The organism is Streptomyces sp. NP-1717, from assembly GCF_022695985.1.
Taxonomy (GTDB): Bacteria; Actinomycetota; Actinomycetes; order Streptomycetales; family Streptomycetaceae; genus Streptomyces.
Map to the genome: position 1 here is coordinate 1 of NZ_JAAPBF010000019.1, position 25,303 is coordinate 25,303.

A 25,303-nucleotide genomic window follows, 5' to 3' on the forward strand; every position below is an offset into this window, starting at 1 on the left:
GAAGTCGGCGGCGACCGTCTTCAGCGTGGGTTCCCAGGCCCAGACCGTGACCGTGCCGCCCGCGAAGAACCCGCCGTCCCGCCCACGAAGAAGTGGAAGCACCTCCATGCGCCGAACCACCGGCCGCCTGCTGCGCGGCATCGCCCTCCTCTCCGTCCTCGCCCTGGGCGCGACCGCCTGCGGCGGCTCCGACGGCGACAGCTCCGACCAGAAGCCGGTCTCCGCCGACGACATCCAGGCGGCGTTGAAGAAGGGCGGCACGGTCACGGTCTGGGCCTGGGAACCCACGCTGAAGACGGTCGCCGCCGACTTCCAGGAGAAGTACCCCAAGGTCAAGATCGACCTCGTCGGTGAACGGTCCGGCGACAAGCACTACACCGCGCTGTCGAACGCCATCTCGGCCGAGAAGGGCGTCCCCGACGTCGCGCAGGTCGAGTACTTCGCGGTGGGGCAGTACTCCCTCACCAAGGGCCTCACCGAGCTGTCCCCCTTCGGCGCCGGCAAGCTGGCCGGCAAGTACACGCCCGGCCCGTGGAACGCCGTGAGCGACGGGGACAAGGTCTACGGCCTGCCGATGGACTCCGGCCCCATGGCGCTGTTCTACAACAAGAAGATCTTCGACAAGTACGAGATCGCGGTGCCGGCCACCTGGGACGAGTACGTCGACGCGGCCCGCGCACTCCACAAGGCCGACCCGAAGGTCTTCATCGCCAACGACGCGGGCGACGCCGGCTTCGCCACCAGCATGCTGTGGCAGGCCGGTTCGCGCCCCTACACCGTCGACGGCACGAAGGTGAAGGTCGACTTCTCCGACGCGGGCGCCAAGAAGTACACCGACACCTGGCAGCAACTCCTCGACGAGAAGCTCCTCGCGCCCGTCAACGGCTGGACCGACGACTGGTACAAGGGCCTGGGTGACGGCACCATCGCCACGCTGGCCACCGGCGCCTGGATGCCCGCCAACTTCGTCACGGGCGTGCCGAAGGCCGCGGGCGACTGGCGCGCGGCACCGATGCCTGCCTGGACCGAGGGTGACAAGGCGAGCGCGGAGAACGGCGGCAGCTCCCTGGCCCTGCCCGCGCTGGGCAAGAACAAGGAACTCGCCTACGCCTTCGCCGAATACGCGAACGCCGGTGACGGCGTGCCGACCCGCGTCGAGCAGGGAGCCTTCCCGGCGACCACGGCGGAGCTGCGCTCCGACGAGTTCCGCGACACCGAGTTCGAGTACTTCGGCGGGCAGAAGGCCAACGAGATCTTCGCCGACTCCGCCGCCAATGTCGCCGACGACTGGGCATACCTGCCCTTCCAGCAGTACGCCAACTCGATCTTCAACGACACCGTCGGCAAGGCGTACGTCTCGGACACCGAGCTGGCCGCCGGCCTGAAGTCCTGGCAGGACGCCTCGGTCAAGTACGGCAAGGAACAGGGCTTCACCACCGTCGAGTAGTCCGAGCGGCCCCAGCGGCCGAGCGCAAGCAGCGTAAGCACCCGAGCAGTTCGAGGGGCCGGGGCGGCCCGCGCTGTGCGCGTCGTCGCGCCGCCCCGGCCCGCACGGCCGTGAGCCCCCGCGTCACACCGGAAGGACCAGCCATGATCTCCACCCTCCTGTCCCGGCCGCACGGGCCGGACGGTGACCGAACCCCGCGCCTCGTCTACGGCGCCGACTACAACCCCGAGCAGTGGCCTCGCGAGGTGTGGAAGGAGGACGTACGGCTGATGCGCGAGGCCGGCGTCAACCTGGTCTCCGTGGGGATCTTCTCCTGGGCCCGGCTCCAGCCGGCCCGGGACGACTGGGACTTCGGCTGGCTGGACGAGGTGATGGACCTGCTGCACGCGGGCGGCATCGCCGTCGACCTGGCCACCGCCACCGCCTCCCCGCCGCCCTGGCTCACCACGGCCCACCCGGAGATCCTCCCGGTGACCGCCACCGGCGAGACGGTGTGGCCGGGCGCGCGCCAGCACTGGCGCCCCACCTCTCCCGTCTTCCGCACCCACGCGCTCGCCCTGGTGCGGAAGATGGCCGAGCGGTACGCGGACCACCCCGCCCTGGTGGCCTGGCACGTCTCCAACGAGCTGGGCTGCCACAACGTCTACGACTACTCGGACGACGCCGCCCGCGCCTTCCGCGACTGGCTGCGCGCCCGCCACACCACGCTCGACGGGCTCAACCACGCCTGGGGCACGGCGTTCTGGTCCCAGCGCTACAGCGACTGGGAACAGATCCTGCCACCCCGGCTGGCTGCCTCCCACCCCAATCCCACGCAGCAACTGGACTTCAAACGCTTCTCGTCCGACGCGCTGAAGGACCACCTGCGCGCGGAACGGGACGTCCTGCGGGAGATCACCCCCGATGTCCCCGTCACCACCAACTTCATGGTGATGGGCGGGACCAGGGGCATGAACTACCCCGACTGGGCCGCCGAGATCGACTTCGTCTCCAACGACCACTACGCCCACCCCGGCCCCCAGGACCGGGACGAGATGTCCTTCTCGGCCAACCTCACCAGCGGTATCGCCGGCGGTCGTCCGTGGTTCCTCATGGAGCACTCCACCAGCGCCGTCAACTGGCAGCCCGTCAACGTCCCCAAGCGGGAGGGCGAGCTGGCCCGGGACTCGCTGCTGCACGTCGCGCACGGAGCCGACGCCGTGGCCTTCTTCCAGTGGCGCCAGTCGGCGGCCGGCGCCGAGAAGTACCACTCCGCGATGGTCCCGCACGCCGGACCCGACAGCGACGTCTTCCGCGCGGTCACCCGCCTCGGACAGACCCTGCGGGCACTGGCACCGGTCGCGGGCGCCGAGCGTGAACCGGCCCGGGTCGGCATCCTCTTCGACTGGGACTCCTGGTGGGCCGGCGAGCAGGACTCGCATCCCACGTCCCGGCTCGACTACCGGCAGGAAGCGCTCGACTGGTACTCCGCCCTGCTCGCCCTCGGCGTACGGGCCGACGTCGTCACCACCGGAACCGATCTCGAACGGTACGGACTCCTGATCGCGCCCGTACTGCACGTGGTCCCCGCGGCGCTGGCCGGGCGGCTCACACGGTACGTCGGCGACGGAGGGCACCTGGTCACCACGTACTTCTCCGGTGTCGTCGACGAGAACGACCACATCTGGCTCGGCGGCCACCCCGGAGCACTGCGCGAGCTGCTGGGCATCCGCATCGAGGAGTTCGGTCCGCTGCTCGACGGCGAGAGCGTCGCACTGGACGGCGCCGGCCCCGGCACCCTGTGGACCGACCGGATCACCGTCACCGACCCCGAGGCGGAGGTACTGGCCCGCTACCGGACCGGGGCGTACGCCGGCCGGCCCGCCGTCACCCGCCGTACGGCGGGCCGGGGCTCGGCCGCGTACGTCTCCACCAGGCTCGGCGTGAACGGCCTCGCCGGTCTGCTGCCGGAGCTGCTCGCGACCGCCGGCGTGGTGAGCGAACTGCCCGTGCCGCTGCGCGGAATCGTCGAGCAGGTGGTACGCCGCGACGCCGGGAGCCGCTATCTGTTCCTGGTCAACCGGACCGACGGGCCGGTACCGCTGACCGGAGTCACCGGGGAGATCCTGACGGGACGGACCGACGCGGACGGCGTGCTCGTCCTCGGGCCGAGGGAAGTCGCCGTACTGCGACAGCCCAACCCCTGACTCCCGCGCTCCGCACCCGCATGTGAACGGCGCCGTCACCGGGTCGGGACCGTTCTGCCCCGGCGGGCAGGACGGTCCACCGCGCCGCCGACGGGCGTCTGCGGTCGATCTCTGAAGGCCGTGGCCCTCCGTGCCGTCGAATGAGTTCGACTCTTCAAGAACCTTGACCGGGCCATGACCCGCACCCACTATGGGAGCGCTCCCACTGATTCAAGGCTTGACGCGCCGTGGGGCGATGCTTCGCCATGCGGCGCTCCGCACCAGATGTCCCGGACTGATCAGCTCCTTGGACGGCACCCCCACCCGCATTCGGCATCGGGCCGCCGCGACCATCGGCGCGCCCCGGACGGAGAGTGACTTCAGCCATGAGATCTCGTACGGCCTTACTGGCCGCCGCCGCCCTGACAGCAGCCGCCACCGGAACAGCGACCGGCGCCAGCGCGGCCCCCAACGGGGCCGCCGCCGCGGGCTGCACCGTCGCCTACACCGTGCAGACCCAGTGGGACTCCGGTTTCACCTCCGGCGTCACGGTCACCAACACCGGTGACGCGGTGAGCGGCTGGAACCTCACCTGGTCCTTCGCCGGCAACCAGCGCGTCACCCAGGGCTGGAACGCCGACATCGCCCAGAGCGGCGCCGGCGTCACCGCGAGGAACGTCGCCCACAACGGCACGCTCGCCACCGGCGCCTCGACTTCCTTCGGGTTCAACGCCTCGTACAGCGGCAGCAACGCGACACCGGCGACGTTCAAGCTGAACGGCGTCACCTGTAACACAGGCCCTGTCGACCCGCCCGACCCCACCGATCCGCCCGGTCCCGGCGACCGCGTGAACAACCCCTACGCCGGCGCCAAGGTCTACGTGAACCCCGAGTGGTCCGCCAAGGCCGCCGCCGAACCCGGCGGCAGCCGCATCGCCGGCCAGCCCACCGGAGTCTGGCTCGACCGCACGGCCGCGATCGAGGGCGTCGGCGGTGCCATGGGCCTGCGCGACCACCTCGACGAGGCGCTGACGCAGAAGGGCTCCGGTGAACTCGTCGTCCAGCTCGTCATCTACAACCTGCCCGGCCGTGACTGCGCCGCCCTCGCCTCCAACGGGGAACTCGGCGCGACCGAGATCGGCCGCTACAAGACCCAGTACATCGACCCGATCGCCGCGATCCTCGCCGATCAGAAGTACGCCGGTCTGCGGATCGTGACGACCGTCGAGATCGACTCCCTGCCCAACCTCGTCACCAACACCACCCCGCGCCCGACCGCCACCCCCAACTGCGACACGATGAAGGCCAACGGCAACTACCAGAAGGGCGTCGGCTACGCCCTGAACAAGCTGGGCGACGCGCCCAACGTCTACAACTACGTGGACGCCGGCCACCACGGCTGGCTCGGCTGGGACGACAACTTCGGCGCGTCCGCGGAACTCTTCAAGACCGCCGCCACCACCGAGGGCGCCACACTCGGCGACGTCCACGGCTTCATCGTCAACACCGCCAACTACAGCGCTCTGAAGGAGAACCACTTCACCATCGACGACTCCGTCAACGGTGTCTCCGTCCGCCAGTCCAAGTGGGTCGACTGGAACCGCTACGTCGACGAACTCTCCTACGCCCAGGCCATGCGCGCCAAGCTCGTCTCGCTCGGCTTCGACACCAACCTCGGCATGCTGATCGACACCTCCCGCAACGGCTGGGGCGGCACCGCGCGGCCCGCGGCCCCCGGGCCGAGGACGAGCCTGGACGCCTACGTCGACGGCGGTCGCTACGACCGGCGCATCCACCTCGGCAACTGGTGCAACCAGTCCGGCGCCGGCCTCGGCGAACGGCCCCAGGCGTCGCCCGCCGCGGGGATCGACGCCTACGTGTGGGTGAAGCCGCCGGGCGAGTCCGACGGATCGAGCACGGCGATCCCGAACGACGAAGGCAAGGGCTTCGACCGTATGTGCGACCCGACGTACGAGGGCAACCCCCGGAACAACAACAACATGTCGGGGGCGCTGCCCGGAGCACCCCTGTCCGGACACTGGTTCTCCGCCCAGTTCCAGGAGCTCATGAAGAACGCGCACCCGGCGCTGTAGTACCTCTCCGCGGGGGCGAGTCGAAGCGCTTCGACTCGCCCCCGCGGAGCCGCGCCGCCGTACGGAGCTCAGCCCTCCTCTGAGGCGCGCCGGTGCTCCACGACGGAGTCGGGGCCGGGGGACATGATCGTCTCGTGCCCGTTCTCCGCCCGTACGCGGTAAGGGGGCGTGCCGTTCGTGCCCAGGACCTCAATGATCTCCACCACCTGATCGGTCATGCCCACGACTCGACCGTGGACCACAAGGCGGTCTCCCTTACTGGCGTGCATCTCACCGGTTCCTTTCAATGAGGGATCAGGTCCGACCCGATCGACCTAACCAGGCGTCACGCCCGTAGCGGCGAAACGACGCCTTGAGACACGATCAGCCGGGACGCAGTCACCCGTTCACGCCGCGCGGCCACGAGGAACCGCTGTCCGCGAAGTGACCGGTGCGCGTCCGGCCGTTGCGGGCGCGGCTCGCCCGCGCCTCGGCCGTCATGGAAGGACGGCCGCGCCGTGCCCACCGTCGACATCGTGATCACCTGTCCGGCGGCCGGCACCGTCGCCGGGATCGTGCCCACTCCGGGCGGGATCGGCTCCGTCGAGGCGGCGCTGCTCCGGGTCCGGCCGTCGGCGGGGGAGCGCCAGCAGCAGTGCGAGCGCCGTCCAGACGAACGCGTTACCGCCGATGAAGCCGTCGATGCCGCCCGCGTCGTACCGCCACAGCCACACGACGTAGCTGCACAGGATCACGTACACCGCGACCGCCACGGCCAACGGGCGGCCACGGCGCGGCGGTTCGAGGGCCCGGTCGGCGAGGACGGCGAGCGCCGGGAGCAGCCACACGAGGTGGTGCACCCAGGTGACCGGGCTGACGAGGCACGCGGCGGCGCCGGTCAGCGCGATGCCGCCGCGCACATCGCCCGCCGCCCTGGCCCTGTCGACCCGGTACGCCCACGCGCCGACGACGGCGGCGACGCCGAAGGCCCACCACAGCCGGGACGGTTCGGCCGGCGCGGAGAGCCGGGCGAGGACGCCCTGCCAGGACTGGTTGGAGACGTAGCTCAGATCACCGATGCGGCTGGTGTCCCAGAGGGCCGATGTCCAGTACGCGTGCGAGGCACCCGGTGCGCACCACACGGCGAGCAGGGTCGCGCCCACGGCGACGGCGGCGGCCGTACCGGCGGCACGCCACCGGCGGGTGACGAGGAGATGGCCGACGAAGATCGCGGGGGTGAGCTTGACCGCCGCGGCGAGTCCCACGCCGATGCCCGCCCACCGGCTGCCGGAGACCAGCAGACGGGCGTCGGTGAGGACGAGAGCCAGCAGGAGGAGGTTGACCTGGCCGAAGCTGACGCTGTCGTAGACCGGTTCCAGCAGGGCGAGCAGGCACAGGATCACGGCGTACGAGGTCCACCGGTCCAGTCCGTGACGGCGGATCACCGGTTCGGCGAGCCGGCGCAGGATCAGTGCCAGGGCGCCGAGGTTCGCCATGACGCCCGCGGTGACCGCGACGGGCCAGGTGAGCAGCGACAGCGGCAGCACGCACAGGGCCGCGAACGGAGGGTAGGTGAAACCGTACGTCTCGCCCGGCACCCGGTAGTCGTAGAGCCCGGCGCCGCGCAGCCCGCCGTCGGCGCCGGTCCAGTGGCGCACCGCGTCGTAGTAGACCCACAGGTCGAACCAGTCGCGGTGGTACGGGACCGTCGCGACGAAAGCCGTCACGCCCGCGCACAGCACACCCAGGAGCAGATGTCCCCGGCGCCGTGAACCGGACCACCACCGCGTCCTGCCGCTCTCTTCCCCGCCGCTCGCCTCCGTGCCCCGGCCCGTCATGCCGTCCGCCCCGGTTCCCGCGCGGTCAGTGCCACTTCGCCGCCCGACATCTCGCGCGCCCACCAGAGCGCGACCAGCGCGAACACCGCGCCGCACATCGCCAGCGCCAACTGGGCGCCGTCCGCGGCGACTCCACTCGGCAGCTGGGCCAGCGCGAGCACCCCGCTGGCGACGGCGACCACCCGGCGCGCCGGTCCCGGCGGGGCCGCCACCGCCAGCGGGAACAGCCCCCACAGCACGTACCAGGGGCGGATCGCCGGGCCGAGGACGGCGACCGCGATCAGGCTGAGGCCCAGCGCGTACACGGGGCTGTGCCGGGGGCGGCGCAGCCACACCAGCAGTACGGCGACGGCCGTCGCCACCAGGCCCACCGCGCGCCAGGCGTCCAGGGCGAACGGCGCCAGGTCGCTGCCCGCGCCGTGCAGCGCGGAAGTGGTCATCCGGCCGAGGAGAGAGGTGAGGGCCCAATTGTGCGGGGACACCGGGGTGTTGAGGGCGCCGATCCAGCCGTACCCGGTGCCGGTGAGGGCGGTCACGGCGGCGGTCGTCACCAGGGCGGCGCCGGCGGTCGCGCCCGTCGCTCCGAGCCACCGGTGGCGGCCGGTGAGCCTGCCTGCCCAGAACACGACGACCGCCAACAGACCCAGCGCGGCAGGCGCCTTGACCAGAGCGGCGAGGGTCATCAGGACAGCGCCCAGCACAGGGAATCGGCCCCTCGCGGCCACCAGCGCCACGCCGAGCAGACCCAGCATCACGGCGTCGTTGTGCGCGCCGGCCACCAGATGCAGCAGGAGCAGCGGATTGAGTGCCCCCAGCCACAGCGCGGCGCCCGGAGCGGTCCCACCCCGGCGGGCGAGCAGCACCAGCGAAACCACCATCAGGCCCACACCGAGCAGCGCGACCAGCCGCATACCGAGCAGCCCGGCCGAGAGCTCCGCCCCCGAGGCACGCGCGATCAGCGAGGCGAACGACAGGAACAGCGGACCGTACGGGGTCGGCGTGTCCCCCCAGAGGGGCGAGACCTGCGCGGCGAGCGGACCGCCGAGCCGGTCCGGGCCATGGGTGTACACGTCGATCCGGGCGTCCACCATCGCGCCCTGCGCCAGATAGCTGTACACGTCGCGGCTGAACAGCGGTGGGGCGGCCACCAGCGGTGCGGCCCACACCACCAGCGTGACCACCATGGCCCGCGTACCGGGCGGCCGGGGTCCGTGCACGGCGCGGCCCAGCCAGGCCCAGGCCGCGACGAGCAGCACGAGCCCGAAGTAGGCGCCGAAGAGTCCCACCGCCGCCGCTTCCGACGACGGTGCCGGGGCCTCACCGACCGGCAGGGCACCGGCACCCGCGCCGCCGACGGCCACAGCCGCGGAACCGGTGAGCCCCAGTAGCCGGCATCTGCGTATATGCGATTCATCGCCCGGGGTCAGCACGAAGGGAGCGTGCCTGCGGCCGATGGCGAGAAAGGAACGTGCGGTGCGCCGGGGGGAGTCCGGAACGTGTCGGGCACAGCGGCGGCGGGTGGCTCACCCCCCACGGTCCCCCCGCCGGGCGCACCCGTACGGCCTCAGGAGACCGCCGCCTCCACGGCCCCACCGGCGGGGACCGGGGCCAGGACCCGGGTGAGCCACTCGGTCCGGGTCCGGCGGGCCGTGGCCGCGATGTGCGCCTGTGGGTACAGCGCGTCGAATCCGTGGAAGCCGCCCGCCCAGATGTGCAGTTCGGCCTGGCCGCCCGCCGCCCAGATCCTGGAGGCGTAGGCGATGTCCTCGTCACGGAAGACCTCGGCCGAACCCGCGTCGACATAGGCGGTCGGCAGGTTCGAGACGTCGTCGGCCACCGCCGGTGAGACATGGCCGGGCACCTGTCCGTCCGCGATGTCTCCGAGGAGCGATCGCCAGCCGAACTCGTTCATCTCGCGGGTCCACACCCCGGGCTCGCCCGCGTACTGCCCGCTGGAGACCGTCACGTTGCGGTGGTCGAGCATGGGGCAGATCAGCACCTGCGCGGCGAGCGCCGGGCCGCCGAGATCGCGGGCCAGCAGAGCGACACCGGCGGCGAGGCCGCCGCCGGCGCTCGTCCCCGCGACGACGATCCGGGCGGGATCGATGCCCAGTTCGGCGGCGTGGCCGGCGGTCCAGAGCAGTCCTTGGTAGCAGTCGTCGACGGGGGTCGTGCCGGTCGCCTCCGGTGCGAGCCGGTAGTCCACGGTGACCACGACAGCGCCGAGCTCGTCGAGCCACTCCAGCGGGATGTCGATCTGCGAGAAGCGGTCACCCATGATCATCCCGCCGCCGTGTATCCAGTAGACGCACGGTGCGCCGACCGGGCTTCCGGTTCCGACCGGGCTTCCGGTTCCGGCGGGGCTGAGGACCGACAGGGCGATCGGCGTGCCGTCCGGGCCGGGCACGGTGACCTCGCGCCGGTCGATCGCGCGGCCGGCGAGCAGCGGCTCGACGGGCATCGTCGAGAACGGGCGGATCCGCGCGAGCGCCTCGGCGTCGAGTTCCGACCGCAGCGGCATATCGGCGAGCAGCGCGCGCAGTTCGGGATCGAGGGCGGGCCGGGAGACGGACATGGTGGAGACCTTTCGTCGGGCGACGCAACGGGGATCAGCGAGGGGAGGGGGCCCGGCCGGCATGCGGTGCCGCCTGGCGGGAACGGGGAAGGACCGGCCGGTCTCAGAAGGCCGCCCGGCCGCGGACCGGGACGTAGTCGGTGTACGAGGGCTCCCCGGCCAGCAGCCCGCCGGTCCGCGCGACGATGGCCTGGGCGGCCTCACCGGCGAAGGCGCGGTGGTGGTCCTCCTCGCTCGTCCACCCCTCGGTGACATGGACGACGGCGGGGTCGGACGCGGAGCGGGAGACGAGGTAGACGACGCAGTGTTCGCTCGCGCCGGGACTGCCCTCGTCCAGGCCGGTCAGCAGCAACTCGACGAGCTGATCACCCATCCCCGGCCTGGCGGTCAGGGTGGCGTTGAATCCGTAGGTGACGTTCATGACTGTCCTCTTTCTCGACTGTGGACTTCGGTGTTTCCATTGAAACGCTGTGACCTGCGGAGACGGTAGAACGATGCTCCTGAGCACTTGCACGATCCTCTCCAGGGGAAGACCGGAAGTCGGGTGGTGTGTTGCAATCGGGTCATGGATCCCGACGAGTTCCGCACCTTGCTCGACCGGCACGCCCGGCCCGACTGGACCACCGCCATCGACGGTGTGCTCATCTCGAAGGTCGACCGGCCCGACCCGCCGGCGCCCTCGATGTCCGGCACGGTGCTGGCGGTCATCGCCCAGGGCGCCAAACGGCTCGCCCTCGGCGACACGGTGTACGAGTACGGCGCCGGCCAGTACCTGGTCGCGTCGGTCGACCTGCCCGTCACCGGAGAGTTCACCCGGATCGAGCCCGGCCGCCCGGCGCTGGGATTCGGTCTCACGCTCGAACCCTCGGCCGTCGCCGAACTGCTGCTGGAGGCCGGCCCCGGAGACGCTCCCCGTACCGGCGGCGGCACACCGCCGGGGATCACGGTCAGCGACACTCCGCCCGCGCTGCTCGACGCGGTGGTCCGGATGCTGCGCCTGCTGGACGAGCCCCGGGACCGGGCCGTGCTGGCTCCGCTGATCAAGCGCGAGATCCTCTGGCGTCTGATCACCGGCGAACAGGGCGCGGCCGTCCGCCAGTTCGGGCTCGCCGACAGCAGCCTCAGCCATGTCTCCCGGGCCGTGCGCTGGATCCGCGAGCACTACGCGCAGCCCTTCCGCGTCGAGGACGTGGCGCGGCTCTCCGGGATGAGCGTCTCCGCCTTCTACCGCAACTTCCAGGCGGTGACCGCGATGAGCCCCATCCAGTTCCAGAAGCAGATCCGGCTCCAGGAGGCCCGGTTGCTCCTCGCGACCCGCCCGGGCGACATCACCGGGGTCGGACAGCGCGTCGGCTACGACAACCCGTCGCAGTTCAGCCGGGAGTACCGCCGCCAGTTCGGCACACCCCCCAGCCGGGACGCGGCCCGCCTCCGTACCACGGCGACCGCCCCCGCGGTGGTCCTTCCCTGACGTGACGAGCCATCAGCCGTCACCGGCCCCCGTCGTCGGCCGTCAGCTCACGCCGGTCGGTCACTTCGCCTGGGCGAGCTGCACCGCGTCGGGACCGGCGGGGAAGCGCAGCTGCCCGGTCGTGTCGTGCACGGCCCGCCACACCGTCTCGGCGACGTCGCTCTCCTTGGTGAACAGGTCCCCACCGGTGAAGTCGCCCATGGCCTTCTGCGCCCACGACAGATAGGCCGCCGGGACCAGCTCGTCCAGCGAGCCACCGTTCATCGCGTGGGCGGCGAAGTTCGTCGTCAGACAGGCGCCGGGCTCGACGGCCTTCGCCCGCACACCGAACGGCGCGAGTTCGAGCGCGAGTGAGGCGGTGAACCCCTCGACGGCCATCTTGCTCGCCTTGTAGACGGCCGAGAGCGGCATATGACCCAGTACCACACTGGAGGTCACGTTGACCACCACGCCGGAACCACGCTCGCGGAACTGGGGGAGTACCGCCTGGGTCGTCGCCATCACACCGAACGTGTTGGTCTCGAAGACCTCCCGCACCCGCGCCATGGGCGTGCCCTCGAACACACCGATCGACGGGATGCCCGCGTTGTTGACCAGTACGTCGACGGGCCCGGCCGCCTCGACGACGGCGGCGGCGCTCTCCGGCTCGGTCACATCGAGCCCGGCGACGCGAAGCCGGTCCGACTCGGGCAGGACACCCGCGCGCGGCGTGCGCATCGTGGCGATGACGTTCCACCCCTGCGCGTGGAAGTGAAGGGCGGTCTCCCGCCCGTATCCGGACGACGCACCAGTGATCAGGATCGTCTTCATGCCGTGCTCCTCGGGACGGTGGGAACCAGGGGGCGGGCTGACACCTTCCCGCTCCACTGAAGAACTTGTGATCCCATTGAACCGCCCTGACCTGCGGCGACAGTAGAATTATCGTCGCTTCGAGGTGCACGATCCTCTCTCGGTCCCCGCCCGGCTCCTCATCGGTTCGCCGTTCCCCCGGTTCCTCGGGTGTACGGGGCGAACAGCAGGGACCAGTTGGCCACGGTGGAGCGGGCGCCCATGTCGTCGGGTGTGTGCGCCTCCCACACCGTGGCCGCGTCGAGGAGATACATCAGGTGCCCGTGCGCGGCGCCGGCGTTCCCCGTCTCCAGCGCGCCGGTGGTGAAGGTGCGCTGTTCGTCGCGCCACACCAGGTCCGAGCTGTCGACCGAGGATCGCACCAACTGCGCCCAGTAGGGCTCGTCGTGGGCGCCCGTGCGCTGGCGCATGTGCTGTGCGGCGAACCGCGCCATGGCTCCCTCGTCGTCGATGAGCGGTGAGAGCACCTGGTCGGACGAGTGGTCGAAGCCGAAGAAGAGACGGCGGCCGTCGAGGACGAGCGATTCGATACCGCCGACCGCGCCGGTACGGCCGGGCAGCCCAGCGGTCAGGTCGACTGCCTCGTTCACCGCTGGTGGTGTGCCCGCCGCCGTTCCGTCGAATGCCATGGTCCGCCCCCTCGTCGTCACCCCGCCGGACTGTCAGAAGCCTGTTTATCGCATCCCACTGACAGCAGCGCCGACGGAAGTCCTCGCGTTCCGCGGATTCCGCTGTCGGCAGGACCCGGTGAACGGCACATCGCGGCCCGTCATCATGGCTGCCATGGGGAAGAACACGGCAGTGCGCCGACTCGACCTGGGGTATTTCATCCGGCCGGCTTCGGAGACGGGCGGCCCGCAGCCGCGAGTCGAACCCGTGCTCGCCTATCTGGTGCGGCACGAACAGGGACTGATCCTCTTCGACACGGGCATCGGCAGCGCCGACGCCGGGACCGAGGCGCACTACCGGCCCCGACGCCGAGCACTGCGAGAGGCGCTGTCAGCGGTCGGCGTCAGCCTCGGCGACATCTCACTGGTCGTCCACCCGGGCACACCCCGGGGCATCAGTCGCTGGTCCTTCGGCAGGGTGACGGCACCGTGATCCTCGCCGGCCAGGCACACGACTTCGCGTCCCGGTTCGCGTCGGACCAGCTGGCCCGCCAGGCCGCGCTGCACGGAGTGGAGCAGCCGCTTCCCGACTACGCGCACTGGCTGGAGCGGCTTGCCGATTTCGATCCGCGACGAGTGCTCTTCGCGCACGACTGCTCGGTCTGGGAACCCTCCTCCGACCGTCAGAGGGAGGATGTGGTGCCCGATATCTAGTGGATTATCCCGTACGTGAACAGGGCACTCAGGGTGCATGACTCCCTCGAACCCCGATCCTGATCCCGACCACACCCCCGGCCTGGAGCGCGGTGGTGGAGTGCCGCCGGGTGAGACGCCGCCGGCGGAGGGGAGCATGTCCGAAGCCGGTCCGCGAAATGATCCGCCGAAGGGGTGGGGTGCCGCCCCGCTGATCGCGATCGCCGTACTGGTCCTGGTGATGGTCATCGGCCTGGTGGGGTACGCGGTGTTCGTGCACGACTGAGCCCCCGGCCCTCTGGTGGGGGTGTCGCGTAGCTCAGCTGTCCGCCGCATACACTCGAACACGTGTCCGATTCACCGGAGGAGCGTCTGCGCGCGCTCCGATTCCTTCGCCGTGTTCAAGCCCGGGACCTCGCGCGCACCGACCGGTGGATCGCCGTCTGGGAGCAGCGTGCCGCCGAATGGGTCCGGCGGCAGGCGAAGCCGGCCGTTCCCGACTGGGCCCTCCAGTACGGAGTCGGCGGCCGGGCGGCGCGGCCGGCGATGGTGCACACCTCGCAGTGCTGGGTGCCCGGGGCCGCCATGGAGGGCATCGGCCGGGATCAGGCGATCGAGGCACTCACGCGTGGCGGTGTGCCGCCCTGCGTCATGTGCCGGCCGGAGAGGGAACTCGGCCTGCTCGACTGAGATCCCGCCCGCCGGGACCGGGCACGCCGACGTCTCGACGTGCCCGGCCGGAACCCGTCCCCCGGCCCCTACCGACCGAACACGCCACGCAGCGCCGCGAGCTTGCGCGGCAGGTCGTACTCGGCGCCTCCCTCGTGGCCGTTGTACGCGAACACCTCGATCTCCGCCGGGCCGGCGTAGGCGTGGTAGGCCGCGTACACCGTCGAGGACGGGCAGATCCGGTCCATCAGACCCACCGAGAACCACGCGGGCGCGGTGGCCCGCGCCGCGAAGTTGACCCCGTCGAAGTACGACAGCGTGTTCATCGCCTCCTCGACCCGGAAGCGGTGCCCGGACAGCCAGCGGGCGATCTCCGCGTAGGGTCCCGCGTCCGTGATCTGCGAGGCGCGCCGGAAGTGGCACAGGAACGGCACATCGGCGACCGCCGCCGCCACGTCCTCGCGCAGCCCCGCCACGGCCAGGGCCAGACCGCCGCCCTGGCTGCCCCCGAGGACCGCTACCCGGGAGGAGTCCACGGCCTCGTGGGACTTCGCCGCGTCGACGGCCCGCACCGCGTCGGTGATCAGCCGCCGGTAGTAGTGCCGGCCGGGATCCTCGATGCCCCGGGTCAGGAACCCCGGGGAGGACGAGCCGTGCCCGTCCGGGCCGAAGTCCGGAGTGTCCGAGGTGTTCTTGCCGCCGCCGCCCTGGCCCCGGTTGTCCATGACGAGGTGGGCGTAGCCGAGCGCGCTCCAGGTCAGCCAGGAGTACGGGATGCCACGGCCGCCGTTGTAGCCGATGTACTGCACCACCGCCGGAAGCGGCCCCGAGCGGACGCGCGGCAGCATCAGCCAGGCCCTGACCGCCTGGCCGCCCCAGCCGCGGAACGTCACGTCGAACACGTCCACGGTCGCGAATCCCGCGTCGTACGGCGCGAACGTGACGTCCAGTCCGTGGCGGGCCGTCTCGGTGAGCGTCTTCTCCCAGAAGGCGTCGAAGTCGGCCGGCTCCTCCGGCCGCGGGCGGTACTCGCGCAACCGCTCCAGGGGCATGTCGAACAGCAAGGCTCTAGCTCCTCTTCAGGGTGAGACTGAGCGTCGCGCCGTGCAGATCCGCCGTGTCGGCGGTGATCCGGACGCCCCGCCCGGTGGGGGTGACGCGTACGCCGGGGTCCGCCGCGACGACCGACAGACCGCGCCGGGCGAGGTCCACGACCACCGAGGACCGCAGTTGCGTCGGATCCGAGAGCGCCACCGTCACGGTCCGGCCCTCCGGCCGCACCAGCACCGAGACGGGGCCGTCCGCGGCGAGCTCCTGCGACGGCGCCGCACCCGCGGTCCAGAAGTTCGCGGCGAGCAGACCGTCGGCGCGGCGGCGTACGGCGTGTACGGCCGTCGAGTCGCAGACGAGTTCCACCGGTGGCGCCGCCGCCCACTGCCTGGTGCGCGCTGCGGACGCGGCCGGTGCCTGGATCCAGAAGTAGCCCGCGCCGTCCGGAGCGGCCCCGTGGTCCTGCCACAGCGTCAGATAGGGGCGGGTCACGGGGGTGTTCGTGCCGTACTTGAGGTTGATCTCCCGCCAGGTCGCGGTGCGCTCCTCACGCAGGGCGCGCAGTGTGGTGGGCTTCGGGAAGACGTAGCCGCCGGTCCCCTCGGCGTGCAGCCACCGCGCCCCCTCCAGCCGCGCCGACCAGCCGGCGCCGGTCGGGGCGGCCTTTCCGTCGACGAGGAGCGCGGCGCGCGGGTCGCGCAGCTTGCGGTTCTCCACGACGGTCTCGACCGGCCCCGCGTCCGCCGTGATGCCGGAGCCGACGCAGGCGATCACGTCGTCCAGACAGAACCAGCTCTTGAGGCCGTGCAGCGAACTTCCGTACGCGCGAAGCTCCATGCCGTACGCGCCGAGGGTCGTCCCCGGCAGCGCGGTGCCGCCCGCCCAGTCGGCCGTGCTCGTCGTGCGCTGCCCCGCCGCGTCCGCCGGCCTGCCCGCGACGACCGTGGTGCCGGGCAGTCTGGCGGCGTCGACGGTGGGCCAGTAGTCCTCGCTGTAGTGCCCGAGGTCGTCGGTGTACAGCAGCACCATCCCGTCGGAGAGATGCCAGCCGTGCAGATTCTCGTTCTGGATCGACTCGTAGTTGTAGATCCGGCTGGAGTACGCCGAGATGCCGAGCGCGAACGACGGCCTGTGGTGCGCCGCCTTGTCCATCCGGGGGTGCTGCTTGTGGGCGACCAGCGGGCCGCGCGCGGGGACGGGCGAGTCGAGGACACGGCGGGCGGCGACGAGCGAGGCGAGGTCGGTGACGGCGAGGAAGTCCCGGTAGGTGTCCTCGGCGATCCACTGCTTGACCAGCGCGGTGAACCGGTCGGCCGTGTCGCCCGGGAAGCTCGGGATCAGCCGCACCACCGCCTCGACGACCGTCTGCGCCGAGGCGTGCCCCTGCTTGCTGGGGCGCGCGATCTCACGGCCGCACACCGAGGCCATCACGTCTCCCCGGGCCATCAGCGGGTCGAAACCCTCGTCGACCCAGGCGCGGACGTTGTCGAGTTCGGGGTCGGTGACCGCCCACTCGGTGCCCGCGAGCAGGTTCAGCAGCCGGGAGAGGTTGTTGAGCAGCTCCTTGCCGTAACCGCCGTTGTACGGGTGCCTGTAGTGCTGGAGGAACGAGCCGTCGGAGTAGAACCCCTCACCGGTGCCCGCCGAGCCGTCCGCGCGGTCGTTGAAGGCCAGGACACTGTTGGCGCCCGAACCCTCGACGTCCGAAAGAGCGTCACGCACCCGGACGAGATCGTCCCCGTCGGCCCGCAGGACGGCGTTGACCGCCACCACCGTGGAGATCCACACCCGGTTCGCCCCGGTCGCGATCTGCCGGTCCGCCCGCCACAGGTTCGGATCGGGTGTGTAGTGCCGTACGGCCGTGGTGATCCGGGCGAGCCGCTCCGTGCCGAGCACGTCGTACAGCAGCACGGACGTGTCATTGAGCGCGAGCGCCGATCCGATCTCCCAGTCCCAGTCGTTGTCGAATCGGGTGTGCTCGGGGCCGTAACGGTGTGTCAGCATCCAGTCGACACCCGCGAGCAGCAGCTCCGCGAGGGCCGCGTCCCCGTACTGCGGGGTGCCGGGCACCGCCCACGCGGTGGCGATGGTGGCGAGGCGCTTGAACGACGTGGTGACGTGGTTGGAGAGCGTGCCGCTGGTCAGGTCGGCGAACAGGCCGTCGGTACGGGACGGGTCCAGGCCCGTCGCGGCCGTGGTCGCGGCCCGGCCGGTGCGGGCGACGGCCGCCGCGATCCGCTCGTCCGTCAGGTCGAGACCGGCGCCGCCGGTGAGCAGGGTGTGCCAGCGGGCGCGGAGTGCGGCAGCGTCCCCGGCTGCCGCGTCTTCGGCCGTCGCGTGGCCCGCCGCCGCGTGCGCGGTCCCGGGGGTAAGGCTCAGGGGCAGGGTGACGGCCGCGCCGAGCGCCGCCGCTCCGGCCAGGACGGTGCGGCGGTCGGTGCCTCTGTCGGTGCCTGGGTTCATGTGTGGGGCCCTCACAGGAGGTGTCGGCGGTCGACGGCCGCGGCGAGCGCGGCGTGACCGGAGGGATTGGGGTGCAGGCCGTCGCCGCTGTCGAACGCGGGCTGCAGTCGCGACGGCCGTGCGGGATCGCGCAGCGCGCCGTCGAAGTCGGCGACGGCGTCGAACAGCCGGCCGGTGCGCACGGCGCGGTTGATCCGCTGCCGGACCGCGTCCTGCTCCGGCGTCCAGCGGATCCACCCCTCGAACGGGGTGATGGTCGAGCCGACGGTCCGCAGTCCCGCGTTCCGCGCACGCAGCACCAGTTGGCGGTAGCCGGCCAGTACGCGGGCGGGGTCCGTCTGGGCGGGCGGCTGCTGCAGGTCGTTGATGCCGAGATGGACGAGTACGGTGCGCAGCCCTGGCAGCGCCAGGACGTCGCGGTCGAACCGCGCCTGCCCGCCGGGGCCGAAGCGGGCGTCGTCCAGCAGGAGCCGGTTGCCGCTGACGCCGAGGTTGGCGACGGCCGATCCGGGCAGCCGCCGGGCCAGTTGGTCCGGCCAGCGCAGGTCCGCGTCGTCGGGTGTGCCGACGCCCTCCGCGACGGAGTCGCCGAGCACGGCGACGACCGGGCCGTGGGCGCCGGTCACCTCGACGCCGGTCAGCAGGAACACCGACGTGGTGCGCACCCCGTCGACGGTGTGCGAGGCATGGGTGTTGCGGTGGAAGGACAAGGGACCGGTGGGGCCCGGCAGCCGGGTCTCCACCGTCAGCCGCGACGCCGCCGGAACACGCAGTCCGTCGACCGGATCACTGGTCAGGGAAGCCCCTGCGGCCAGCCACTCCTGCCGTTTCCCGCCGAACGTCACCGGACGCCCGCCCGCCGTCACCGGACCGATCAGGACGGGTACGGCGCCGAATGCGTTGCCGTACCGCAGCCGCACCTGCCCACCGGCCGACAGCCGCAGGACAGCGGTGAACACACCGTCGGTCAGGCCGCGGGCCGCCACGGTGTCGCTCTCGGTCGGCGCGGTCTGTGCCGTCGCCCAGGACGTGGCCCAGCGCGACCTGCCGGCCCCGCCGCCGTCACCTTTGCGGGGTGTCGCCTCGGCCCGGGCTCCGGGTGCGGCGACCGCGACCGCGCCCACTCCCGCGGCCGCCGCCGTCAGCAGCCCGCGTCTCGCGGGCCCCCGGCCGGTCACTTCGGGCACGCGGCGGTCGGCGCGTACTCGCCCGCGTAGGTGCCGACCGCGTTGCCGCCGGTGTTGCCGCTCATGGTGTTGGCGCACACGGGGCCCTGCGGGGTGCGCATGAACTTGATGCCGCCGCCCGCGTTGCCGGTGATCGTGTTGCCGTACACGCTCGTGCCGGTGCCGTCGGTCGCGGTGTCACCACCGAGCCGGACACCGGCACCGACGTTTCCGTGCACGGTGTTGTAGCGGAAGATGTTGCCGCTGCCGCGTGCGTCGAGACCGCCGGACGAGGCGTCCTTCTGGCCGCTGCAGTCGTTGTACTCGACGTAGTTGTTGGTCGAGTTCTCCTTCACGTCGACACACTCGTTGCCCTGCGTGTCGATGGTGTTGTGGTGGATGCGGTTGTTCCTGCTGATGTCCGCCGCGGCGTCCGGGGCGCCGTTCGCGCCCTGCTGCTCGGGCGCCGTACCGAGGTAGATGCCCTCGCCGTTCTTGCCCCCGCCGCCGAACGTGAAGTCGGCGACGCCGCAGTTGGTGATGGTGTTGCCGTCCACCTCCGCGCCGGTGACCAGATAGCGCAGCCGCACGCATTCGTCGGCGGCGTTCTTGAGTGTCATTCCGGTGATCCGCAGGCCGCCGACCCCGTTACCGGGAGTCGTGCTCATGACATATATGAGCTTCAGGCGGTAGCCCGCCACGTCGTTGGACGAGCCGTGCAGCCCGTCCACGGTGAAGCCGCTCAGCGTCGTGGAGTCGTGCCGCACCTGGATGATCCTGCTGTCGCCCGCCCCCTTCACCACGGCGTTCGACGGGCCCGTCAGGGTGACGCCGGGGCGCGCCGTCACCACGTCCTGCCGGTAGGTGCCGGCCGCGAGGTTCACGACCGCGCCCGTGGGGGCGAGGTCGAGGGCCTTCTGGATCGTGGCGAGCGGCGACCCCGCCGACGTACCCGCGTTGGAGTCGCTGCCGGACGGCGCGACGTAGTACGACGTCGCCGCCTCGGCGGCGACGGAGGGCGCCGGCAGAAGAAGCGAACCGCCCGCGGCGAGCGCGGCGGCCAGGGTGGTGCGCAGTGCGTGGCTCATGAGATGTGCCTCCTGGGATCGGCGAAGGACAGAGCGAGCAGTACGGGGATGCTGGGGCCCAGCAGCAGCGGCCCCAGCGGTACGACGAGCGAGAGCAGCACGGCGGAGATCACCGCGCCGAGCAGTGCGGTGCCCCGGGCGACAGACCCGAAGCCGAGCGCCAGCGCCCCGGTCGACCAGGTGCGGACCGAGCCGCCCGGTGTCCGGCCGGCCTCGGCGGCGAGTGCGATGTGATGGACGACGAGCGCGGCGGCGATGCCCACCTGCGCGGCGAGCACGACGAAGGTCCACGGCTCCGGACGGGACAGCAGGTACACGATGTTCGCGCCGAGGACGACCGCGGCCGCCGTCGACGCCAGCCCGTGCCGCCACAGCGCGCGCCAGTAACGGGGGAACGCGGCGAACGCGTTGGCGAACACGCGGTTGTCCCCTTCCGCACGCCACCGCTGCAGCGCGTGCGCCATCGCCGCGAGCGCGGGCAGCCAGGTCACGACACCCAGCGACAGCACGGCGCACGCGGCCCCGGCGGCTGCCGGGTAGGCGATGAACTCCAGACGCCGAAGCAGCGTCGGCCAGCCGGACGAGAGGGTTGCCTGCATGATTCAGCCGACCTTCCCTGTGTAAGGCTCCGTCACATCGAGGAGCACACGCCCGTCCAGCTCCAGGCGCGTGCACCGCACGACGTACGGCGCGGCCTCGGCGGAGGTCAGCAGGGCGGCGGCGTCGGCGCTCACCCCGGAGTCTCGGATCCGCCGGGCGACGGGGGAGAGCAGGACGCTCTCCCCGGCCTCCGGATACCTGACGCCGTACCCCTCCGCGCACGCGATCCGTTCACCGGACGGCGCTCCCCCCGGCGTGATGGAGGTGAGGAACAGACCGTCCGACGACCGGGGGGTGGTCGCACGCAGTGTGTGGAGCGTCCGCGTGAGACGCAGGTCCGGCGTACTGGACGTCGGATTGGCCTCGACCTCGGTGACCTCGCAGGTGACCGAGACGTCCCGAGGTGCGAACCGCCGTACGAGGGCGGTGGCCGCGCCCGACCTGATCAGCCGGCCGCCGTCCGGCAGCGGCCGCGTCGGGTGGTCGGTCTGGAGCAGGAACGTCCACTCCCGCTCGGCCTCCGCCTCCGCCAGGTCGAGCAGCACCAGGCGCCCCGACGGCGTGAACACCAGCGTCCGGTCAAGACGCCGGACGCCCAGCGCCGGGTCGTACATCGCGGCGATCTCCGCCGTGGCGTGCGCCCAGCCGGTCTCGGTGTCCACCAGCACATCGCGCTGCCGGGCCTGCCGCTCGTACGGAATGTCCCGGTAGACGTGGTAGCGGTCCTCGTCCGCGTACCCCTGTCCGTCCACCAGCAGCAGATTGTGGTGCGCCGCCCGCTTGCGGTTGCTGTAGCCCTCGTCCACGGCGAGGAACTCCCCCTGCGAGATCAGCACGAACGACCCCGAGTCCGGGTGGTGGTGACCCTGGTTCAGGGTCTCCCAGCCCCGCTCGGCCCGGTGCCGGGCCGAGGTCTCCCACGCGGTGTGACCGCCACCCGGACTCGCCTTGAACGACACCAGCGTGGCGTCGTCGTCCCACCCCGTACGGGCCGCGAGCAGCCCGAGATCGGGGAAGTACGCACGGGTCTCGGTGGGCCGGACGGCCGGGACGGACGGGTCGTACCAGAGGTACTCCAGATAGGCCTCCGGCAGGATTCCCGGCCGCACCCCGCTCTCCGCCGCCTCCTGCCGCAGCAGTTCGCCCGACGCCAGATCGCCCATCCACTGGGCCTCCGGGATGCCGTACCGGGCGGCGAGCCGGTAGTACAGCCCGGCGCTGTGGCCGCTGCGCCGGTCGTGGCAGTCGCCGTGGTCGACGTTGAACGCGAAACCGGGCGCCGTCTGGTGGAGCCGGTAGCGGAAGGTGCTGGCGAGGAATCCGCCGCGCTCCCACCAGTCGATGCCCTCCGCCTCCTGCAGCAGGTCCAGGTGGATCGCCAGGAACGGCACCCCGTAGCGCCAGTACACGACGCCCTCGGCATGGGAACCGTCGGCCGGCATCAGGTCCAGTACCGTGCCGAGGTTGTCCCTGGCGCGCCCGGTCCACTCCTCCTCGCCCAGCACATAGCCGGCGGTCGCCAGGCCCGCGTAGCAGATCCAGTTGTGGTTCTGCCAGTACGACGAGGACCACCAGCGGCCCTCGCTCGCGACCGCGAACTCGTACATCCGGCGGCCCTGGAGGGCCAGCTTGTCCCGCAGCAGCGCGCGTACGCCGTCCGGCAGTTCGTCGCCGACCCACCGGTGGGCGAGCGACAGATGGTGCAGCAGCCAGCCCGCGTCCAGGTCGTGGTCCGGCATATGGGCCCGGCCCCAGTGCGGCAGCCGCACCGCCGCTTCGATCCAGCGCCGGCTCTCGTCCAGATGCGCGCGTTCGCCGGTGACGCGGTACGCCAGCGCCGGGTTGGAGGCGGCGGGACCCAGCCAGGTGATGCTGGCCGAGGGGTGGGTGCGGGGCGGGGTCAGGTCGCGGTGGCGCACGGCCTCCTCCCGCAGCCGGACCTCCTGCGCGGGGCGCGGGCCCGGCGGCGGCGTGGCGGAGAGCAGCAACGTTCAGCCCTCCGTCCGGTGGCGCGCCGTGGAGCCGTCCGTCAGAACCACCGTCAGCTCCTCGCCGTCGAGCCGGACATCGGCCACCGCCGGGCCCGCGGAGGCCGCCTGGTACACCGAGGCGAAGGTGACGCGCTCCGCCTCGCAGGTGAGGTCGACCCGGGTGCGCATACGCTGCGGATCGTCGGCGGTGCCGGGGCCCGGCCGGGTCACCGGCCGGACCGGGACGCCAGGGGTGTGGGTGTGCCAGCCGTGCAGGGTCTCGTCGCCGTACCAGGTGGTGCGTACGGGGCCGTCGGCCTGCAACTGGATGTCCAGTGCCGTCCCCGGGCGCAGCTGGGCGGTGACCCGGCGAGCCTCCCGGCCCGTCACCGTCAGCAGATCCACCAGGTAGCAGTCGCCGACCGCCACCCGCCGCACCGCGCGCACCCCTTCGTACGCGGTGGTGACCTCGGCGGTGACCGAGACGGCGTCCGAATCCAGCAGCGTGCCGGTGCACTCCGCCTGCTCGGCGCCGTCCACCCGGAACGCCGGATGCGCCTCGGTCGATGTGTACAGATCACGGAACTCGGCGTGCGCGTAGGGCACTTGACCGGGGTCCGGCTGCCACGGGGTGGTGGCCCCGTACAGATACAGCGACAGTTTGTCGCGGTGCCCGTGCGAGCCGCCGTGCGGGCCGAAGTCCAGCAGCGCGTGGATGCCCTCCGCACGCACCACCGAGTAACCCGCCGACGGGAAGACGGTGACCCGGCCGGGTGCCGCCCGGCGGGGGAGCGGCGGCCCGGTGAACCAGCCGCCCAGCTCCCGGTCCAGCCCGTCGTCGTGCTCGCCGAGCTCGGCCCGGGCCCGTGCCGCCACCGCCTCCAGTGCCTCCGAGGGCACCAACTGCTGGGCGAGTGCGACCAGTTCGAGCCACTCCAGGGCCAGCGGGCGGCGCAGGTACGGTCCGTCGTGCAGCGCGGGAAGGATGCCGCCGTCCGTGGCGATCGCCGCCAGGGCGTCCGTCATCCCGGCCAGCACACCCACCACGTCGGACGGGATCGCCGCCGGGTCGGTGGAACGCAGTGCCAGCAGAGCCGCCCGCAGCACGAACCCGTGGTAGTAGGTGCTGCCCTCCCACTCCCAGCCGTCCTCGGCGACCGCCACCCGCAGATGGGAGTACAGACCGTGGTCGCCCTCCAGCCACCGCTTCGCACCGTCCCACTCCCGCCCGCGCACGGCGGCGGCGGCCCGGCTCGTGGCGACGCCCGCCGCGTTCAGCCACGCGGTGTAGTTGGAGGAGAGGTGTCCCTGGCCCGTCAGTACGTCGCGGGCGTCGAGCGCCGCCCGCTCCAGGTCGTCGAGCAGCGGCAGGACAGGCGCCAGGTCCCCGGTGCCCGTCCCGGCGAGCGTGCTCACCGCGTGCCCGATGTTGACGGCCCAGATGGCGTCGGTCAGCGCCTGGTGGAAGAGCCGGCCGCGCAGCATCCAGGTCTGCGCCTCACCGTGCCGCTCCGTGGCCAGAGCGGCGTACACGGCGCCGTACTCGACGATCCGTGCCACCGCCTCCGTCCGCTCACCGCGGTACGCGAGCACCCGCAGATGCCGTGCCCACGCCTGGTGCGACAGCACCAGCCAGGCGCCGCGCACCGCCTCCGTGTCCACCCGGCAGCCCAGCGCGCAGCGCGCACCGCCGTCGGGGAAGACTCCGCCGAGGAGGTCACCGTGGTCGAGTTCCACCCCGTGGGCCGGGCAGACGTACGCGTGCCACCAGCCGCCCCGCTGCCGGGCGATCCGCCTCAACGCGGCCACACGCCACCGTCGATGTCCACGGTGGTGGCGGTCAGGAAGCCCGAGGCGGGCGACGCCAGATGGACGACCGCGTGCGCGACGTCGCGCGGTGTGCCGGCCCGGCCGACCGGGATGCCCGACTCCATCGCCTGCTGGGCCTGGGGAGCGGTGAACGTGTCGTGGAAGGCGGTGCCCTTGATGAAGCCGGGCGCCACGGTGTTGACCGTGATTCCCGTGCCCGCGAGTTCCTTCGCCAGGCCCTTGGTGAAGCCGCGGACACCGGCCTTGGCGGCCGCGTAGGCGACCGAGCCGGGGCCGCCGCCGTTGTGCGCGGCGAGCGACGACATGGTGATGACGCGCCCGGCCGGGGACCGCCTCAGATGCGGCAGGGCGGCTCGTACCGTACGGAACGTCGAGGTCAGATTGACGGAGACGACCCGGTCGAAGTGGTCGTCCGACATGGTCGCGATCTCCTCACGGCCGATCAGATGACCCGCGTTGCAGACGAGGACGTCCAGACCGCCGAGGAAACCGGTGGCCTCCTCGACCAGCGCGTCCACCTCGCCGCTCACGGTCGCGTCGGCCTTGAACGCCTTGGCCCTGCGGCCCAGGGCCTCGATTTCGGAGACCGTTCTCGCGGCCTCGTCGGCGGAGGAGTGGTAGTGGACGGCGACATCGGCGCCGGCCTCCGCCAGGGCGACGGCGATGGCGCGGCCGATGCCGTGGCCCGCTCCCGTCACCAGTGCGCGGGAACCGTTGAGATCAGCAGACATGGGTGAAGCCCTTTCGGT

General features: G+C 71.9%; 21 protein-coding genes and 1 pseudogene. 7 read left to right on the top strand and 15 right to left on the bottom strand.

What is annotated here, in order from left to right; all coding sequences use genetic code 11:
- Positions 1-106: 106 nt before the first annotated feature.
- From GXP76_RS06445 to GXP76_RS06455, 3 genes are all read left to right on the top strand, one after another.
- A complete protein-coding gene (locus GXP76_RS06445; protein ID WP_242570447.1) occupies positions 107-1,447 on the top strand; it encodes an ABC transporter substrate-binding protein in 1,341 nt (446 codons plus the stop codon).
- A gap of 143 nt (positions 1,448-1,590) precedes the next feature.
- The gene (locus GXP76_RS06450) at positions 1,591-3,633 is read left to right on the top strand and encodes a beta-galactosidase (RefSeq protein WP_242570448.1); all 2,043 of its coding nucleotides are present in this window, start codon (positions 1,591-1,593) and stop codon (positions 3,631-3,633) included.
- 365 nt (positions 3,634-3,998) lie between these two features.
- A complete protein-coding gene (locus tag GXP76_RS06455; protein WP_242570449.1) occupies positions 3,999-5,705 on the top strand; it encodes a glycoside hydrolase family 6 protein in 1,707 nt (568 codons plus the stop codon).
- Between the two features lie 68 nt (positions 5,706-5,773).
- Here GXP76_RS06455 and GXP76_RS06460 read toward each other — a convergent pair whose 3' ends face one another.
- The 5 genes from GXP76_RS06460 to GXP76_RS06480 form a co-directional block, all read right to left on the bottom strand.
- Positions 5,774-5,974 carry a DUF1918 domain-containing protein gene (locus GXP76_RS06460; RefSeq protein WP_242570450.1) on the bottom strand — a complete coding sequence of 67 codons (201 nt, stop codon included), beginning with the start codon at positions 5,972-5,974 and terminating at the stop codon, positions 5,774-5,776.
- A 207-nt stretch (positions 5,975-6,181) separates the two neighbouring features.
- A complete protein-coding gene (locus GXP76_RS06465; RefSeq protein ID WP_242570451.1) occupies positions 6,182-7,522 on the bottom strand; it encodes a glycosyltransferase 87 family protein in 1,341 nt (446 codons plus the stop codon).
- The gene (mptB, locus tag GXP76_RS06470) at positions 7,519-8,949 is read right to left on the bottom strand and encodes a polyprenol phosphomannose-dependent alpha 1,6 mannosyltransferase MptB (protein ID WP_277993053.1); all 1,431 of its coding nucleotides are present in this window, start codon (positions 8,947-8,949) and stop codon (positions 7,519-7,521) included. The genes GXP76_RS06465 and mptB overlap by 4 nt, the downstream gene beginning before the upstream one ends.
- 137 nt (positions 8,950-9,086) lie before the next feature.
- Positions 9,087-10,097 (bottom strand): alpha/beta hydrolase, encoded by a 1,011-nt coding sequence (locus GXP76_RS06475; protein WP_242570453.1) that lies wholly within the window; start codon positions 10,095-10,097, stop codon positions 9,087-9,089.
- A gap of 103 nt (positions 10,098-10,200) precedes the next feature.
- Complete coding sequence (locus tag GXP76_RS06480; protein WP_242570454.1) at positions 10,201-10,518, bottom strand: putative quinol monooxygenase; 318 nt, start codon at positions 10,516-10,518, stop codon at positions 10,201-10,203.
- Between the two features lie 144 nt (positions 10,519-10,662).
- Between GXP76_RS06480 and GXP76_RS06485 the strand changes: the two genes are divergently transcribed.
- The gene (locus GXP76_RS06485) at positions 10,663-11,568 is read left to right on the top strand and encodes an AraC family transcriptional regulator (RefSeq protein ID WP_242570455.1); all 906 of its coding nucleotides are present in this window, start codon (positions 10,663-10,665) and stop codon (positions 11,566-11,568) included.
- 60 nt (positions 11,569-11,628) lie between these two features.
- On the opposite strand, the gene GXP76_RS06490 is transcribed toward GXP76_RS06485, so the two are convergent.
- Together GXP76_RS06490 and GXP76_RS06495 are read right to left on the bottom strand one after the other, a co-directional pair.
- Entirely contained in the window at positions 11,629-12,378 is a 750-nt protein-coding gene (locus GXP76_RS06490) for an SDR family NAD(P)-dependent oxidoreductase (RefSeq protein WP_242570456.1), read from the bottom strand.
- A 158-nt stretch (positions 12,379-12,536) separates the two neighbouring features.
- Positions 12,537-13,046 (bottom strand): hypothetical protein, encoded by a 510-nt coding sequence (locus GXP76_RS06495; RefSeq protein WP_242570457.1) that lies wholly within the window; start codon positions 13,044-13,046, stop codon positions 12,537-12,539.
- Between the two features lie 154 nt (positions 13,047-13,200).
- Between GXP76_RS06495 and GXP76_RS06500 the strand changes: the two are divergent.
- From GXP76_RS06500 to GXP76_RS06510, 3 genes and pseudogenes are all read left to right on the top strand, one after another.
- A pseudogene (locus GXP76_RS06500) lies at positions 13,201-13,739 on the top strand (N-acyl homoserine lactonase family protein).
- Between the two features lie 37 nt (positions 13,740-13,776).
- Positions 13,777-14,004 (top strand): DUF6480 family protein, encoded by a 228-nt coding sequence (locus GXP76_RS06505; RefSeq protein WP_242570458.1) that lies wholly within the window; start codon positions 13,777-13,779, stop codon positions 14,002-14,004.
- A gap of 62 nt (positions 14,005-14,066) precedes the next feature.
- Positions 14,067-14,408 (top strand): DUF6233 domain-containing protein, encoded by a 342-nt coding sequence (locus GXP76_RS06510; protein WP_242570459.1) that lies wholly within the window; start codon positions 14,067-14,069, stop codon positions 14,406-14,408.
- Positions 14,409-14,476: 68 nt separating this feature from the next.
- On the opposite strand, the gene GXP76_RS06515 is transcribed toward GXP76_RS06510, so the two are convergent.
- Genes GXP76_RS06515 through GXP76_RS06550 form a run of 8 tightly spaced genes read right to left on the bottom strand, consistent with a single transcriptional unit; the run spans position 14,477 to position 25,285 of the window.
- Positions 14,477-15,451, bottom strand: coding sequence for an acetylxylan esterase (locus GXP76_RS06515; protein WP_277993051.1), 975 nt, complete (start codon positions 15,449-15,451; stop codon positions 14,477-14,479).
- Positions 15,452-15,455: 4 nt separating this feature from the next.
- The gene (locus GXP76_RS06520; RefSeq protein ID WP_242570460.1) at positions 15,456-17,900 is read right to left on the bottom strand and encodes a polysaccharide lyase 8 family protein; all 2,445 of its coding nucleotides are present in this window, start codon (positions 17,898-17,900) and stop codon (positions 15,456-15,458) included.
- Positions 17,901-17,911: 11 nt separating this feature from the next.
- Positions 17,912-19,087 carry an SGNH/GDSL hydrolase family protein gene (locus tag GXP76_RS06525; protein ID WP_242570461.1) on the bottom strand — a complete coding sequence of 392 codons (1,176 nt, stop codon included), beginning with the start codon at positions 19,085-19,087 and terminating at the stop codon, positions 17,912-17,914.
- Positions 19,075-20,154 (bottom strand): right-handed parallel beta-helix repeat-containing protein, encoded by a 1,080-nt coding sequence (locus GXP76_RS06530; protein ID WP_242570462.1) that lies wholly within the window; start codon positions 20,152-20,154, stop codon positions 19,075-19,077. The genes GXP76_RS06525 and GXP76_RS06530 overlap by 13 nt, the downstream gene beginning before the upstream one ends.
- Complete coding sequence (locus tag GXP76_RS06535) at positions 20,151-20,753, bottom strand: DUF624 domain-containing protein (RefSeq protein WP_242570463.1); 603 nt, start codon at positions 20,751-20,753, stop codon at positions 20,151-20,153. The genes GXP76_RS06530 and GXP76_RS06535 overlap by 4 nt, the downstream gene beginning before the upstream one ends.
- Positions 20,754-20,756: 3 nt before the next feature.
- Positions 20,757-22,742 (bottom strand): hypothetical protein, encoded by a 1,986-nt coding sequence (locus GXP76_RS06540; protein ID WP_242570464.1) that lies wholly within the window; start codon positions 22,740-22,742, stop codon positions 20,757-20,759.
- Positions 22,743-22,745: 3 nt separating this feature from the next.
- Positions 22,746-24,533 carry a heparinase II/III family protein gene (locus GXP76_RS06545; protein ID WP_242570465.1) on the bottom strand — a complete coding sequence of 596 codons (1,788 nt, stop codon included), beginning with the start codon at positions 24,531-24,533 and terminating at the stop codon, positions 22,746-22,748.
- Positions 24,521-25,285 (bottom strand): SDR family NAD(P)-dependent oxidoreductase, encoded by a 765-nt coding sequence (locus tag GXP76_RS06550; RefSeq protein WP_242570466.1) that lies wholly within the window; start codon positions 25,283-25,285, stop codon positions 24,521-24,523. The genes GXP76_RS06545 and GXP76_RS06550 overlap by 13 nt, the downstream gene beginning before the upstream one ends.
- Positions 25,286-25,303: the final 18 nt, after the last annotated feature.